Raw genomic sequence first — 14,674 nt, 5'->3', positions numbered from 1 at the left:
AGGAGCGGATATCCCGTGGAATCCACCGGCGCGCCGACCGCACTGCCGGTCGCACCTGGCCGGTGGCCCCTGCTCGGGCATACGCCTTCCTTGCTGTGGCAACGTTTCAGGTTCACGTTGTCGCTGGCCGGGCTGGGCGACGTGGTGAAGGTGTACCTCGGTCCACTGCCGACCTACGTCGTGACCAGGCCGGACCTGGTACACCGGATTCTCGTCACCGAGGGGTGCAAGTTCGACAAGGGCATCATGTTCGACCGGTTCCGGCCGTTCTTCGGCAACGGGATCGCGATGTCCAACGGGCCGTTCCACGACAGCCAGCGCAGGCTCGTGCAACCGGCGTTCCACGTCAAGCGCATCGCCGGTTACGCCGAGGTGATGACGCGGGTGGCGCGGTCGGTGGCCGAGTCGTGGCAGCCCGGCCAGGTTGTCGCGCTCGACGAGGCGATGCAGGAACTGTCGGTGAAGATCGTGGGGCAGACGCTGTTCGCGACCGGACTCGGTCGTGCGGCGATCACCGAAGCACAGCGGTCCATGCCGGTCGTGATCAAACAGGGCATGGTGCGTGCCCTGTCGCCAGGGTTCGTCGGGCGGCTGCCGATCCCGGCCAACCGCGAGTTCGACCAGGCCATCGACCGGTTGCGGCGGATCGTGCTGGACGTGATCGCCGAAGGCCGGGCGCAGCAGGCCGATCAGGGCGATGTGCTGTCGATGTTGCTGGCGGCCACCGACGACGACACCGGCGAGGCCATGACCGACCAGCAGGTGTACGACGAGGTCGTGACGCTGCTGACCGGCGGCATCGAGACCACTGCGCTGGCGTTGTCCTGGATGTTCCACGAACTGGCCCGGCATCCGCTGATCGAACAGCGCTGGCACGAGGAGATCGACGGGCTCGGCGGCCGCCCGGTGACCTATGAGGACATTCCGAAACTGACCTACACCAACCAGATCGCGCGTGAAGTACTGCGCAGGTATCCGATCTGGCTGTTGATGCGGCGCACGAACACCGATGTGCGGCTCGGTGACGTCACGATCCCGCCGTCGACCGAGGTCACCATCAGTCCGCACGCCCTGCACCACGATCCCCGTTATTTCCCTGATCCGGACCGGTTCGACCCGGATCGCTGGGACCCGGCCAACCTGTCGCCACCGCCCGGAGCCTATGTTCCGTTCGGCGACGGCGGCAGGAAATGCATCGGGAACCACTTCGCGCTCGCCGAGATCGCGCTCGCCGCGGCGGCCATCGGCTCGCGCTGGCGGCTGGTTGCAGTTCCAGACAAGAAAGTCCGCGTCAAGGTGACCGGTGCGGCCTACCCGAGCCAGTTGCCGATGACCGCGGTGGCCCGCTGAGCCTATTTGTCCTTTGTGGAGGTATTCGCAGTGCGATCACGCCGTTTTCTGGCTGCTCTGACCAGTGCGCTGGCCGTGGCGGCGATCGGGTTCCCGGTCGCGCCGGCCCAGGCGGCGGTGGCGTGCCAGGACCTCACCCTGCCGGTGACACTCGCCGGCCAGGCCGAGCAGATCTACGGCAGGCTCTGCCGTCCGGCGAACGCGAAGGCAGTGCAGGTACTGGTTCCCGGGGCGTCCTACAACAGCGCCTACTGGGACTTCCCGTACACCCCGGAGACCCGCTCGTTCCGGCTGGCGATGAACAAGGCCGGGTACGCCACGCTCACGCTCGACCGGCTCGGCACCGGCCGCAGCAGCCGTCCCGCCAGCCTCGCGTTGACGTCGTTCACCCAGGCAGGCGTTGTCCACCAAGTGATCCAGGCGCTGCGTGCGGGTGATGGCGCACCGAAGTTCGACAAGATCATCCTCGGTGGGCACTCGGTCGGGTCGGCCATCGCGATCATCGAAGCCGGTACGTACCAGGACGTCGACGCCGTGCTGATCACCGGCCTGACCCACGGCATCAACGCACTCGGCGCGGTGCCGATCCTGGCATCGCTCATCCCGGCCAGCCTGGATCCGAAGTTCCTCACCAAGGGCTACGACATCGGCTACCTGACAACCATTGCGGGAACACGGTTCGCGGACTTCCACAGCCCGGGAATCCGGATCCCCGGTGTCGGCGAGACCGACGAGCAGACCAAGGACGTCTTCGCGACCGGCGAGGTCGTCGACACGGTGCTGCTCGGCGCGATCCTGCCGTACTCCAGGAAGATCAAGGCCCCGGTGCTGCTCGTGATGGGCAAGGACCCGGCGTTCTGCGGCCTCACCGCACCCGACTGCAGTACCGCGGAATCCTTGCTGCGCGCGGAAACCCCGTACTACTCACCGGAGGCCGCCCTGCAGACGTTCGTGCTGCCCAGCTACGGGCACTCGCTGAACTTCGCCCCGGACGCCCCGACGTACCACACCGCGGTGGTGAACTGGGCCGACTCGGTCATCCGGTAGAGACCCGTTCGACTGTCCGCACCAGATCGATGAGATCCGGCACGACCGCGTGCGCGATCGACGGATCATCCGCCTGCCCCAGCCGGTTCACCCACACACTCGGGATACCGAGCGAGTGAGCCGGCTGGATGTCATGGAAGTAACTCTGTGCCGCGTGAACCCAGTTCTCCCTGGTGGCCCCGAAAGACTCGGCGAACTGCGTGAAATGGTTGTGGCTCGGCTTGTACGAGCCGACATGCTCAGACGTGACCACGGCATCAATGTGGACACCGAGCCGCCGCTGAGTCTCACCGATGATGTCCCGATCACAGTTGGTCAGCAGCGCCAACCGCCACCCAGCCGCCCGCAACCCGGCCAACGCCGGCCCGACATCCGCGAACACAGGCCAATAAGCAATGGTCGCGCCCAGCACAGAAGCGTTGTCCGTCACCAACTCCAGCCCAGCCTCGTCCGCAACGCGCCGAACAGTCTCAGCCATCACATCCCGGTACCGCATCGAAGGCTGCTCAGCCTGAACCACGGCCTCAACCCGGATGTAGATCTCCAGCAGCTCCCACCCCCTCCCGGGAAACAACAACTCCAGTCCACCCGAGATGCCACGCCGCCAATCGACCAGCGTCCCGAAACAGTCGAACGTAACCCACCGAACTTCCGCCATGAGCCCACCGTAGGCCGTTGGGCAGACAGGTGCAGCGCGGGTGTCCGTGATCGGGTTGGCCCGATCACGGACACCTCGCTTCATGCCTCTGGGAGGCTAGTTGCCGCCCTGCTCGGAGCGGGCGCCGCCTTGGCCTCCGCCGGGGCCGCCGCCCTGCATCTGGCCGCCTGTGCCGCCCTGCCCGCGTTCCATTACTGAGTCGGCGGTTGCGTTGTCGCCTGAGGGGGTGGCGACGACCATTACTGTGTCGCCGGTTTGGATGTCGGAGGCTGAGGCGTTGCCGAAGAGGGTTTCTTTGTCGATTGTGTAGACCTTGGTGTAGCCGTCCGCGCTCTTCGCGGTGAGGGAGGTGTCGCTGACTGCCGTCACTTCGCCGGTTTGCATGATCGCGGTTTTGTAGCCGCCGTTTCCGTCGGAGATTGTGAACTCTCCGTGCAGGGCGTCCATCATGCCTCCGCCGCGCATGCCTCCTCCGCCTGGGCCGCCCATGCCGCCGCCCATTGCTTGCTGGGAGGTGGCTGCGCCTGCGGAGCCGGTCGCTGCGTAGACCGCGACTCCGCCTGCTGCGGCCACGCCGACGGCTATTGCGACCGCGGCCGCGGTTTTCTTGCCGGACCAGCGCTTTTTGGGCTCGGGTTGTCGTCCGCCCCAGGTCAGTTCCTGATCGGCAGGATCGTGGTGGGGTTGCGTCATGGTTCCTCCTGTGGGTTGTTGAGATCCACATTCGGCAGGTTTTCTGTGTCCGCGCTGTGTCCACGTTGGGCGTGGGCTATGAGGATCAGGCCCACAGCGGGCGCACAGCATGGCCACATCGAGTACCCAGCCAGGTCGGTGATCGTCCGTGGCATGACAGCGATCTCGGCATTGCCCACGCCCGCTCGCGCCCCGGTGAGCACCACTGGCCCAGGTCCGGTTCTGGACGTCGTCATCCCCGTCCACAACGAGGAAGCCGACCTGGAGCCGTGCATCCGCCGGTTGTACGCGCACCTCACCGGGCAGTTTCCGTACAGCTTCCGAGTCACGATCGCCGACAACGCCAGCACCGACGGCACGTGGCGGATCGCCGAAGCGCTCGCCGCCGAGTTGCCCGATGTCCAGGCTGTCCGGTTGGAACAGAAGGGCCGTGGCCGGGCGCTGCACACGGTGTGGCTTGCCTCGGACGCACAAGTGCTGGCGTACATGGATGTCGACCTGTCGACCGACCTCGCGGCCCTGTGGCCTCTTGTCGCTCCGCTGATGTCCGGGCATTCGGATGTCGCCATCGGCAGCAGGCTGGCGCGTAGCGCCCGGGTTGTACGTGGCGCGAAGCGTGAATTCATCTCTCGCTGCTACAACATGTTGCTGCGCGGCACGCTGGCGGTCCGTTTCTCGGACGCGCAGTGCGGGTTCAAGGCGATCCGGGCGGACGTCGCGCACGAGTTGCTGCCGCACGTGGTCGACACCGGCTGGTTCTTCGACACCGAACTGCTGGTGCTGGCGCAACGAGCCGGCGCACGGATTCACGAGGTGCCAGTCGACTGGGTGGACGACCCGGACAGCCGCGTTGACATCGTGGCGACTGCCCTGGCAGACCTACGCGGCATCGCCCGCTTGGTCAAAGGATTCAGCAAGGGAACGATCCCGATCGGACAGCTGCGTGACCGGCCACGGAACTCACTGGGGCGCCAGCTACTCAGCTTCGGTGCGATCGGAATTGTCAGCACGGTCGCATACCTTGTGCTGTTCTCCTTGCTGCGTGGGGGACTGGGTGCGCAAGGCGCGAACTTTGTCGCCTTGCTGGTGACCGCGATCGGGAACACCGCAGCCAATCGCCGCATGACGTTCGGGGTGCGTGGATCCGGTGTTGTCCGGCACCAGTTCGAAGGTCTCATGGTCTTCGCGTTGGGGCTCGGTCTCACGAGCGGGGCGCTGGCGCTGGTGCCCGCGCCCAATCACCTGCTGGAGATGACTGTCCTGATCGCCGCCAATCTCGCCGCGACCTTGTTGCGGTTCCTGCTTCTGCGGGTCTGGGTCTTCAACCCGGCTCGTACTCGTTCCTAGGAGAACTCGATGTCTGCCATGACCCTCACGCGTCCGGCGGTGCCACGGCACCGGACCGCGGCGGCCACCCAGCGTTGGGTTCGCCCGTCGTTCTGGGCTCTGCTCGCCGGCACAGCCCTGTTGTACCTGTGGAATCTCGGCAGTTCCGGCTACGCCAACGACTTCTACGCCGCCGCTGTACAGGCGGGAACCCAAAGCTGGAAGGCCTTGTTCTTCGGCTCGCTGGACGCCGGGAACGCCATCACCGTGGACAAACCGCCGGCCGCCCTGTGGATCATGGGACTGTCCGGGCGGATCTTCGGCTTCTCCAGCTGGAGCATGCTTGCTCCGCAAGCGCTTGAAGGCGTTGCGGCAGTGGCATTGCTGTACGCAGCCGTCAAGCGGTGGTCCGGTCCGGTCGCGGGCTTGCTCGCGGGCGCGGCACTCGCGCTCACTCCCGTGGCCGCCTTGATGTTCCGGTTCAACAACCCGGACGCTTTGCTGGTGCTGTTGCTAGTCGCCGGGGCGTACTGCGTGGTCCGGGCGACCGAGAAGGCCAGTCCCATGTGGCTGATGCTCGCCGGATGTGCGGTGGGATTCGGCTTCCTGACCAAGATGATGCAGGCTTTCCTTGTCCTGCCCGCGTTCGGGCTCGTGTATCTGCTCGCCGCACCGACTGGGCTCGGCCGTCGGCTGCTGCACCTGGGTGGCGCTGCACTGGCGGTAGTCGTTTCGGCGGGTTGGTACATCGCGATCGCGGATCTGTGGCCGGCGTCGTCACGGCCCTACATCGGTGGCTCGACGAACAACACAGTGCTGGATCTGGCCCTCGGTTACAACGGGTTGAGCCGCATCTTCGGTGGTGCGGGCAATGGCGGCGGCCCAGGCGGTGGTGGAGGTGGCGGGAACAACACGGCCTTCGGTGGCGAGACCGGCATCGGCCGGATGTTCGGAGCTTCGTTCGGCACCGAGATCTCCTGGCTGCTCCCGGCCGCGTTGATCGGGCTCGTCGCAGGTCTGTGGTTCACACGCCGGGCACCGCGCACCGACCGGACCAGGGCTTCGCTTGTCCTGTGGGGCGGCTGGCTTTTGGTGACAGGGCTGGTGTTCAGCTACATGCAGGGCACCGTGCACCCGTACTACTCGGTCGCACTGGCTCCGGCCATCGCCGCGCTGATCGCGATCCCGGGGCGTGAACTGTGGCGGGGCAGGGCGCATTGGGGCGCACGGCTCGCACTGGCCGGGATGGTCGCCGCCACGGCGATGTGGTCGTTCATCCTGTTGACACGGACCGAATCCTGGCTGCCGGCATTGCGCTGGATCCTGTTGGCCGCGGGCCTGCTGATCGCCGGTGTGATCATGTGGGGCCACAGGTTCACGGCCGTGGTGCTCACGCTGACCCTGTTCGCCGGTTTCGGTGGCACCGCGGCGTACGCGGTCTCCACGGCATCGTTGGCCCACGGCGGATCGATCCCGGTCTCCGGCCCGGTCTCCGGCGGCGGCATGGGTTTCGGCGGTGGCCGAAGCGAATCAACCGACAGCGCACTGGTAAAGGCATTGCAGGCGACCACCGAACGCTGGGCCGCAGCGAGCAGCGGATCGCAGGGTGCTGCGAGCCTGCAGTTGTCCAGCGGCAAGGCCGTCATGGCAATCGGCGGCTTCAACGGCAGCGATCCGTCGCCCACCTTGGAGGAATTCAAGCAGTATGTGGCGGAAGGACAGATCCACTACTTCATCGCCGGTGGGCGTGGGGGCGGTCCAGGCGGCGGCAACAGCGAGATCGCCACATGGGTCGCGGACAACTTCACCTCGACTACAATCGGCGGGCAGACCGTGTATGACCTGACCAGCTAGACGAAACGTCCCAGAAGTCGGCGTAACGGCCGCTGCGACGCAGCAACTCGTCGTGGCGGCCTTCCGCTGCGATCCGGCCGTTACCGTCCAGGAAGACGACGCGGTCAGCGCGTTCGACGGTCCGCAGCCGATGCGCCACCATGACCACTGTCCGGCCTGCCATCAGGCGCTCGATGCCTTCGTGGACAGCTGTTTCGTTGATTGGGTCCAGGGCGGAGGTCACTTCGTCGAGTAGGACGATGGGCGCGTTCTTCAGCAGTGCCCGTGCGATCGAGACACGTTGGCGCTCACCGCCTGAGAGCAGTGCGCCGCCCTCGCCGACAGAAGCCGCCCATCCTCCGGGCAGGCGCTCGATCACTTCGTCCAGACGTGCTGCGGTTGCTGCTGCCCGTACTTCGGCCTCGGAGGCCTCGGGACGGCCGAGACGGACGTTTTCCTCGATTGTGCCGTCGAAGAGGTAGACGTCCTGGAAGACGATGGCGATCTGTGCCATCAACACCTCGGTGCTGATCGCGCGTACGTCTACACCACCTATGCGCACCGCGCCTGCGTTCACGTCGTAGAACCGTGCGAGTAACTGCAGCAGTGTGCTTTTGCCCGCACCTGATGGTCCGGCAACGGCAAGCATCTGTCCTTCTGGGACGGACAATGACACGCTGTCCATCACTGTGCGGTTGCCGTGCTGGAAGGTGACGGACTTGAATTCCAGGTCATGGCGTTTCGGCTGGATCGGTTCGCGAGGTTCCGGCAGCGGCTCTGTGCACAACACGGTGTCGAGTCGTGTCAGCACGGAACGTGCGCTGCGGAGTTTGCCGACGATGTCCGTCAGTGACAGCAGCGGAGCGGTGCAACGGGCGGCGAGTACCAGGATCGTCAGAAGCTCTGCTGCGCCAACGCTTCCGTTCAGCGCGAGGTAGGCTCCCAGGACCAGGACTATGGTGAACATCGCCTGCACTGTGAGGGCCAAGCCGATTACGCCGGGCAGCGCCGACAGCGTTGTGCGGCGGGACGCGCGCTGGACGTCCTGCAACGAGTCGTCCAGCAGGCGGAAGCGTTCCGCAGTCCGGCCCCCGGCCCGCAGTACGGGCTGGGCCTGGAGATACTCGATTACTCGTCCGGTGGCCTCGTGGTCGCGTTCGGCACGTTCGGCGTCGGCGGCGGCCATCGAACGTGCCGTCCAGACCTGGATCGCCGCCACGAGTGGCGCGGCGATCAACGCGGCCAACCCTAGTTGCCAGTTGAAGGCAAGCATGACGGCGACGATCGTCAGGGGAGTAATGCTGGCGGTGATGAACGGCGCCAGCAGGTGCGCGATCACGCTCATCGCCTGTAGCAGGCCACGGCTGGCCATGACGGACACCTGCCCGACGCGGCCCGCGTTGTACCAGCCGATGGGCAATCGGGCCAGATGATCACCAAGACGGTGGTACATGCCGCGCAGCAACGTGATCCCGGCGCGGAACCCGGACAGGTCGCTGGCGTAACGCAGCACCCCGTAGACCGCGACCGCGGCCCCGAAGGCGATCAGCCAGGGCACGGCATCCGCGGGCCGGCTCCCGAACAGCTCCTGCAACACGGGAACCAGCAGTGCGTAGGACAAACCCTCGGCCACCGCGGTTGTTGTCATCAAAGCCACGGTGCGCCGCACCGGTTTGGCGTACTCGTGCCCCAGCACGCGTAGCAGTAATCGAATCATCGGAGCTGCTCTCCTTGCGTTGCGCCGACCTGGGATTGCCAGAACGCGGCGAACTTTCCCTTCTCTGCCAACAGCTGCGCGGGGTTGCCGCGCTCGACGATCGAACCGTCCTCCAGCATCACGACTGTGTCTGCGTCGGCTACCGTCTCCAGGCGATGGGCGATCACCAGGATCGTCCGATCGACTGACAGTGTCGCCAGGGCTTGACGTACGGCCTGTTCGGTCTGCGGGTCGGCGAAAGCGGTCGCCTCGTCGAGCACAAGCACGGGCGTGTCGGCAAGCAGTGCGCGTGCGATCGAGATTCGTTGGGCCTCGCCACCCGACAGCTTGACGTCTTCCCCGATGATCGTTTCGTATCCGCGTGGCAGCTCAAGAATCCGGTCGTGGATGTTCGCCAGCCGGGCGGCGTGCACCACGTCCTCGATGCCAGCCTGTGGCACGGCCAACGCGATGTTGTCCGCGACCGACGCGCGTAGCAGGCGAACATCCTGGAAGACAAAGGAAACCATCCGGTAGAGCTGCCGGCTGCCGAGCTCGCGCAGGTCGACGCCGCCGAGCACGACCGAACCATGGTCCGGGTCGAAGAACCGCGGCAACAGCTGAACCAGTGTGGATTTCCCGCTTCCCGACGGTCCGACGACCGCGGTGACGGTCCCTGGTTCAAGTACCAGGTCGATCCCGCGCAGCACCTCGTGCCCGGCTTCGTAACCGAATCGCACGTCACGCAGTTCCACCCGGTACCCCTGCGCTTCGACCGGGTGCGCTGGCTCCGGAAGCGATTGCACCGCAAGCACATCCCGGATCCGGCCGACCGCGCGCCGGGCCGCCTGCATATCGTCGAACCCGTGGCCGAGGGCCGCCACCGGAGCGGTCAATCCCAGTCCCAGCAAGAGGAAGGGCAACAGGTCCGCAGGGATCATGCCACCGCTCGAGATCAGAGCCGTACCACCGATCAGCACGACCAGCAGCACGAACGGCGGCGACAACGCCAGTTGCATCCCTGCGGCGACTCCGGAGATCCCGCGCACCCAACGGAGAAAGGTGCGGACGAAATCGTCCGCGGCCGCACGGAACCTGCCGTGGGCGCGCTCGCCACCGCCGAACGCCTTGACCACCGCGATGCCTTGGACGAACTCGACGACGGAGTTCGAGATCCGGGCCATGCCCGCGTCGAACTCCTCCTGTTCCTTCAGCCGGACCGGGGTCATCATCAGCGGGACCAGCGCTATCGCCAGCACCACTGGGAGCAACGTGATCAGCGTGAGCCGCCAGTCGACCGTGAACAAGTAGATCAGCGACACCAACGGCACCACGAACGCGGCAACGAGCTCGCTTGGGGCGTGGGCGATGAACGGATGCACGGCACTTACGTCGTCGCCCACGACTTTCGCCAGCTCACCAGTCCGGCGCCGGGAGAACCAGCCGATCGGTACGCGCCCCAGTTGCGCGGCCAGCCGACGGCGGAACGACAGCTGCACCTGGTCGTCGAGCATGTGCCCGATGCCCGACGACGCGGCCGTGAACAGCACGCGGACGAACAAGCCCACCGCACCCGCGAGCACGACAAGCCAGACATGACTGTGATCGATCGGGCTGGGCGACAGCAGAGTGCGGCCCAGCTCGACGACTGCAAGCAGCGGTGCCAACCCCGAGACAGCACCGATGACCTGCAGGATCACAACGGTGGCGAAACTCCCGAGATAGGGACGCAGTAACCCTGCCGCGGTCATTGATCTCACCCAGCCAGGGCACGGCGCAGGACAGCGCCAAGCTCGGCGTTCTGCCGTTGTGACACGTCAGCCGACAGGAGCGCCTGCGACCCGTGGAACGTGCCCGCCCACTGGTGTAGTTCGACCGAGACGCCTGCCTGCATCAGCCGCAGCGCATAGGTGATGTCTTCGTCTCGGTTCGGGCAGAACTCCGCGGTGGCGATGTAGGCAGGTGGCAGGCCGGACAAATCGACGGACCGCGCTGGGGCTGCGTAAGACGTGGCGGTCGCGGAGCCGAGGTAGTGCCTCCACGCCGCAGTGACTTTGTCGCGGTTCATCCAGGGTGTGTCGGTGAAGTGCCGTGCCGACCATGTCTCCTGCCTGTCGTCCAGTCCGGGCTGGTTGAGCAGCTGAAAACGGATCGGAGGCCCCTGCTCGTCGCGTGCCCGCAACGCCACCGCGGCCGCGAGCCCGCCGCCGGCACTGTGCCCTCCGACCGCGATCCGCTCCGGATCGATGCCCAGCTCAGCCGCGTGCCCGGCCGCCCAGAGGAGTACGGCGTAGGCGTCGTCCAGTGCGGCTGGGAACCGATTTTCGGGGGCCAGGCGGTACCCCACGGAGATCACCACCGCGCCGGAGTTCTCGGCGATCCGGGCGGCCCATGGGTGTTCGGTGTCCACGGTGCCCATGACAAATCCGCCGCCGTGCAACCAGATGACAGCGCCCTGCGCCTCGTGCGGGCGATAGATCCGCACCGGCACGTCCGGGTCGGCGGGCACCATGCGGTCGTCGATCTGCATGTTCGTCGTGTCCGGCGTCGGCACGGCGGCGGCCAGCTTTGCCAGGCCCTCACGCGCGGCGGCCGGGTCGGACAGATCGGCCTTGGGGAAAAACGGGATGAATGCTTCCAGCTCGGGATCCATGTCGTCGATCCTCCCGGCCGGACCCGCGAAGATCGCCCGCCATCTGTCGGCCACTGGGCCCCGATCACGCGCCGATCGTCGCTACCCTCGTGTCATGGAGGTCCTGATCGCACGGCTGTCGCACCTGGATCCGGAGGCCGGGGGTGCGCTGCGGGTCGTGATGTTCTACGACACGCTGATGCGCAGGCGGGTGGATCTCCCGGCGCTCGCCCGGTCTTCGGCGGGCCTGGCCGAGTGCGTGGCCGGCCTTCGGCTGCACGGCACGGGGCAGGTGATCCGCTTCTCGCCGGACGGCAAACAGGTCTCCGGAGCGGGCCTGCCCGCGTCCACCACGACGCCGATCACACTCGACGACGAGGAGATCGGCTCGGTATGGCTGGAACGCCCGGACGCGCCCGGCGCGCTCGACGAGGTGCTCCTGGACCGGCTCTCCATCGCCGCCGCCTCGGTAGTCGAGCGGTACGGCCCCGCCCGCACCACCATGGCCGACCCGGCTTTGGTCGAACTCGTGATCAGTTCCGACAGCGACGAAGCAGGCCGAGCCAGGGCGCTACGGCTGCTGGGTTTCGCCGCCGATCTGCCGATTCGCGTTGTCGCCGTGCGGTCGCGGCTTCCGCTCGATCAGATCGGCGGCCTCATTTGCCCTGCCCGCCCGGTAAAGGCCGCGCCGGTCGCCGGCATAGGCGTCATCCTGGCCACCACGATGGATCCAAGTCGGTTCCCGGAAGGCGTGCGTGCGGGGATCGGTGCCGCGCAAAGCCCTGGCCAGTCCTGGCTGGAGGCGCGCACCGCCTTGCGTTTCACCACTCCACGCCAGCCTGTCGTGCACTACTGCGACCTGGGGGCCTTGACGCTGCTGGCCCAGGTACCTCCGGGCCTCGCGCGGGAAAACGCCGACGTGGCCGCGATCGCCCACATGGCAGGCAATCCGGAAGACCTGGAGACCCTGGACACCTACTGCGCCACCGGTTCGCTGCGCCGGGCCGCGGACCTGCTGCACCTGCACCACAGCAGCGTCGCCCGACGCCTCGATCTGATCGGCAGGACATTGGGCATCGACCTGACCGAGCCCACCGGCCTGACCCGAGCCAGGCTCGCCCTTACCACATGGCAACTGCTCAACGACTGACGCCTTTGTTGGCAGGTCACCAGATTTCAGTAAACTCGCGGGTACAGAGAATTGCTTGTCGGCAATCCGCCCGTGTTCGCTCCTCGATCATTAGGCCGATCGGGTTGCCCAATGTAACCGGACAGCGGACGTCGGCGATTAGTGGTGACGTGGCGTCATAAGGAGGTTCATGCTCATTCGCGGAAAACGCGCCAGTGGAGTTGTCGCTCGATCGTTGATCAGAGCGAGCGGCAGGTTATCGGGTCGCGCTGCGGGTGGACAGCCGTTGTGCGGTTACCGCGCCGCGCGGCGTCACGTGCCAGCCTTTCGCTCGGCCATGCCGGTTTTTAACGAGCAGACCGCGTTCGACAAGCGCTTTTCCGCTCCGGCTGACCTGCGCCTCGTGAATTCCCAGCCTGTTGACGATGTCCGTACTGGTGATATGTGGCTGTTCACAGACGAGGATCAGCATCCGCGCGGCCCACGAACCCGGGTCGAGCGTATCGGCGATGTGGTTCTGCCTGGCCCGGTCCAGACCGGCACGAGCGACTTCCGCGAGCGTGACGACAGCGGTCTCCAGCCGCGCGGTCGGCCCGGACGGCTGCAGGCGCATGACCGCCTCGCGCAGAATCTCCAGCGCGGCATGCAGGTTGGCGGCGTCCGACAGCAGGGCGGCATCCATCAACCAGCGACTCACCGCGGCGGTCCACCGGTCGACCATGGCCTGCTCACCGAGGACTTTCCCGTCCCCGGTCTCCTCTCTGAGGCGGTCGGCCCAGACCCTGAGCCCGCGTTCGAGCCCGGCAGCCGGGGAAGCAGCGTCTATGTCCGTCGGAGACGTACCTGTAGTGGAGGCCATCTCGGAACCACCGCCGATCGTCAAGGAAGTGTTAAGCATGGATCCGGCTGACGCGTATGTCAAGCTTTATGACGAGCTCCGCACTGTCGACGCCGCGACCTTGAGTGATTGGTTCGACACACCGCAGGTCAGGGAAATCGCGGATCATGTCCGGCTCGATGTCGAAAAGACCGGCGCGCTGCCGGACCGATGGATGGCTGATCCGCCTGTCCGAGATCGGTCGTTGTTCGGTGTGCTGCTGGGCCTTGATCTGGCATTGCTGCACGCCAGCAAACAGACCGACAGCCTGGCTTTCAACGCCCTGGACGAGTTGCGGGTCAGGCTGACGATGACCGGCCGGCTGAATGCTGACACCAGCGGAGCTCTGTTGTTCAAGCGGACCACATGGCTGCGGCCCAATGAGGACCCCGAAGAGATCGACGGATTTCTCAATCTGGTTCGTGTCCCGGCGTATCTCAGCGCGGATCTGCATGTGCAATTCGTTCCCGAAGCCTATGACCTGCCCGACGTCGAGTCGGTTGTGGAAGGTGAGGAGCTGGAATCACCGCCGCCGCTTGTCCTCGCGCAGCTGCCATTTCTCGCCGAACCCGAGGACGTCGAATGGACCGTCCCCGATGTGAGTGCGGCTTTCTACAACGTGGCACCTGCAAGCGAACGTCTTCTGCCGCATTTGCGCACGGCCCTGGAATCACTTGACGAGAGTGGCGCGGTGCTCGCGATCCTTCCTGAGGCCAGCGTGGACGACACGTTGTTCGACAAGTGGTGTGAGCTGCTCGAGTCCACGCCAAGACCGGACGGTGGCCTGCTGACGTGGCTGATGCTGGGGACCGGTCCGGTGTGGAACGTCGTGCCGCACCCGCGCACAGGCCGTCCGCCGAACCGGGCGGTTCTGCTGCACCGCTCAGGACGTGCCCGGCTGCTCACGACGCAGGACAAGCATTCCGGCTTCACCTTCACCACCGACAAGCAGCGGGAGTACAAAGTCGACCTCGGGGAGGTCAAACGGGACGAGTACATCTCGCACAGCCGCCAGCTGAATCTCCTCGAATCCCGTTACGGTCGTTTCGGGATCCAGATCTGTGAGGACTTCAACCGGTTCGAAAGACAGCAGTACGTCGTGACGGCCGGGGTCACCCACCTTCTCGTGCCGGTTCTGGCGGCAGCCATGTGGACGGGCGGCTGGCAGGCCAAGGCCAGCGAGATGCTCGCGGTCAGTGCCGGAGTCAAGGTCGCGGTCAGCAACAGCCTGGCTGTCGAGCGTTTCTACGCCGAGAAGCCGGTACCGACCCTGCTGACGGTGTCCGGGCCGCCTGGCGTCCCAGAGCAGTACCTGACGACCGGCGATCTGGTGCGGCACCACGACAACCCGAACGGCAGGACGATGCAGGCCAGAGAGGACGCCCTGAAGCCGCGCACGGCAGCATGGTGAGGGCCGGTCCCCGAACGGGACC

The 14,674-nt window shown here is 66.1% G+C and carries 12 protein-coding genes; 6 read left to right on the top strand and 6 right to left on the bottom strand.

Translation table 11 applies throughout. The annotated features are described in order from the left end of the window. Positions 1 to 15 precede the first annotated feature (15 nt). Both JOF56_RS54605 and JOF56_RS54600 read left to right on the top strand, forming a co-directional pair. Positions 16 to 1,350: a cytochrome P450 gene (locus JOF56_RS54605; protein ID WP_307855708.1), complete on the top strand. Its 1,335-nt coding sequence runs from the start codon at positions 16 to 18 to the stop codon at positions 1,348 to 1,350. 30 nt (positions 1,351 to 1,380) lie between these two features. Further along, complete coding sequence (locus tag JOF56_RS54600; RefSeq protein WP_209647370.1) at positions 1,381 to 2,397, top strand: alpha/beta hydrolase; 1,017 nt, start codon at positions 1,381 to 1,383, stop codon at positions 2,395 to 2,397. Here JOF56_RS54600 and JOF56_RS54595 read toward each other — a convergent pair. Both JOF56_RS54595 and JOF56_RS54590 read right to left on the bottom strand, forming a co-directional pair. Then, positions 2,387 to 3,055 (bottom strand): HAD family hydrolase, encoded by a 669-nt coding sequence (locus JOF56_RS54595; protein ID WP_209647368.1) that lies wholly within the window; start codon positions 3,053 to 3,055, stop codon positions 2,387 to 2,389. The two genes, JOF56_RS54600 and JOF56_RS54595, sit on opposite strands and share 11 nt — an antisense overlap. A 96-nt stretch (positions 3,056 to 3,151) precedes the next feature. After that, the gene (locus JOF56_RS54590) at positions 3,152 to 3,748 is read right to left on the bottom strand and encodes a hypothetical protein (protein ID WP_209647366.1); all 597 of its coding nucleotides are present in this window, start codon (positions 3,746 to 3,748) and stop codon (positions 3,152 to 3,154) included. A 153-nt stretch (positions 3,749 to 3,901) separates the two neighbouring features. Here JOF56_RS54590 and JOF56_RS54585 point away from each other — a divergent pair, with 153 nt between their 5' ends. Then, positions 3,902 to 5,095 carry a bifunctional glycosyltransferase family 2/GtrA family protein gene (locus tag JOF56_RS54585; protein WP_209649054.1) on the top strand — a complete coding sequence of 398 codons (1,194 nt, stop codon included), beginning with the start codon at positions 3,902 to 3,904 and terminating at the stop codon, positions 5,093 to 5,095. 18 nt (positions 5,096 to 5,113) lie between these two features. After that, positions 5,114 to 6,928 carry an ArnT family glycosyltransferase gene (locus tag JOF56_RS54580; protein ID WP_209649053.1) on the top strand — a complete coding sequence of 605 codons (1,815 nt, stop codon included), beginning with the start codon at positions 5,114 to 5,116 and terminating at the stop codon, positions 6,926 to 6,928. Here the strand turns inward: JOF56_RS54580 and JOF56_RS54575 are convergent. Genes JOF56_RS54575 through JOF56_RS54565 form a run of 3 tightly spaced genes read right to left on the bottom strand, consistent with a single transcriptional unit; the run spans position 6,888 to position 11,256 of the window. Beyond that, a complete protein-coding gene (locus JOF56_RS54575) occupies positions 6,888 to 8,624 on the bottom strand; it encodes an ABC transporter ATP-binding protein (protein WP_209647365.1) in 1,737 nt (578 codons plus the stop codon). The genes JOF56_RS54580 and JOF56_RS54575 overlap by 41 nt on opposite strands. After that, positions 8,621 to 10,354: an ABC transporter ATP-binding protein gene (locus JOF56_RS54570; RefSeq protein ID WP_209647363.1), complete on the bottom strand. Its 1,734-nt coding sequence runs from the start codon at positions 10,352 to 10,354 to the stop codon at positions 8,621 to 8,623. The genes JOF56_RS54575 and JOF56_RS54570 overlap by 4 nt, the downstream gene beginning before the upstream one ends. A gap of 5 nt (positions 10,355 to 10,359) precedes the next feature. Continuing rightward, positions 10,360 to 11,256, bottom strand: a complete 897-nt coding sequence (locus tag JOF56_RS54565) for an alpha/beta hydrolase (protein ID WP_209647361.1) — start codon at positions 11,254 to 11,256, stop codon at positions 10,360 to 10,362. A 94-nt stretch (positions 11,257 to 11,350) separates the two neighbouring features. Between JOF56_RS54565 and JOF56_RS54560 the strand changes: the two genes are divergently transcribed. Then, positions 11,351 to 12,385 carry a PucR family transcriptional regulator gene (locus JOF56_RS54560; protein ID WP_209647360.1) on the top strand — a complete coding sequence of 345 codons (1,035 nt, stop codon included), beginning with the start codon at positions 11,351 to 11,353 and terminating at the stop codon, positions 12,383 to 12,385. A 235-nt stretch (positions 12,386 to 12,620) separates the two neighbouring features. Here the strand turns inward: JOF56_RS54560 and JOF56_RS54555 are convergent, their stop codons facing one another. Further along, on the bottom strand, positions 12,621 to 13,223 hold the full coding sequence (locus JOF56_RS54555; protein ID WP_209647358.1) for a Fic family protein: 603 nt from the start codon (positions 13,221 to 13,223) through the stop codon (positions 12,621 to 12,623). Positions 13,224 to 13,260: 37 nt separating this feature from the next. Here JOF56_RS54555 and JOF56_RS54550 point away from each other — a divergent pair, with 37 nt between their 5' ends. Beyond that, positions 13,261 to 14,652, top strand: coding sequence for a carbon-nitrogen hydrolase family protein (locus JOF56_RS54550; RefSeq protein WP_209647356.1), 1,392 nt, complete (start codon positions 13,261 to 13,263; stop codon positions 14,650 to 14,652). Positions 14,653 to 14,674 lie beyond the last annotated feature (22 nt).

The organism is Kibdelosporangium banguiense (assembly GCF_017876405.1).
In the GTDB taxonomy this organism is placed as follows: Bacteria; Actinomycetota; Actinomycetes; order Mycobacteriales; family Pseudonocardiaceae; genus Kibdelosporangium; species Kibdelosporangium banguiense.
This window is presented reverse-complemented; position numbering and strand designations above follow the sequence as displayed.

Coding starts and splice junctions, on each gene's coding strand:
- JOF56_RS54575 (WP_209647365.1), bottom strand. CDS start 8,624: ATGATTCGATTACTGCTACGCGTGCTGGGGCACGAGTACGCCAAACCG.
- JOF56_RS54595 (WP_209647368.1), bottom strand. CDS start 3,055: ATGGCGGAAGTTCGGTGGGTTACGTTCGACTGTTTCGGGACGCTGGTC.
- JOF56_RS54585 (WP_209649054.1), top strand. CDS start 3,902: ATGACAGCGATCTCGGCATTGCCCACGCCCGCTCGCGCCCCGGTGAGC.
- JOF56_RS54560 (WP_209647360.1), top strand. CDS start 11,351: ATGGAGGTCCTGATCGCACGGCTGTCGCACCTGGATCCGGAGGCCGGG.
- JOF56_RS54555 (WP_209647358.1), bottom strand. CDS start 13,223: ATGGCCTCCACTACAGGTACGTCTCCGACGGACATAGACGCTGCTTCC.
- JOF56_RS54580 (WP_209649053.1), top strand. CDS start 5,114: ATGACCCTCACGCGTCCGGCGGTGCCACGGCACCGGACCGCGGCGGCC.
- JOF56_RS54590 (WP_209647366.1), bottom strand. CDS start 3,748: ATGACGCAACCCCACCACGATCCTGCCGATCAGGAACTGACCTGGGGC.
- JOF56_RS54570 (WP_209647363.1), bottom strand. CDS start 10,354: ATGACCGCGGCAGGGTTACTGCGTCCCTATCTCGGGAGTTTCGCCACC.
- JOF56_RS54550 (WP_209647356.1), top strand. CDS start 13,261: ATGGATCCGGCTGACGCGTATGTCAAGCTTTATGACGAGCTCCGCACT.
- JOF56_RS54565 (WP_209647361.1), bottom strand. CDS start 11,256: ATGGATCCCGAGCTGGAAGCATTCATCCCGTTTTTCCCCAAGGCCGAT.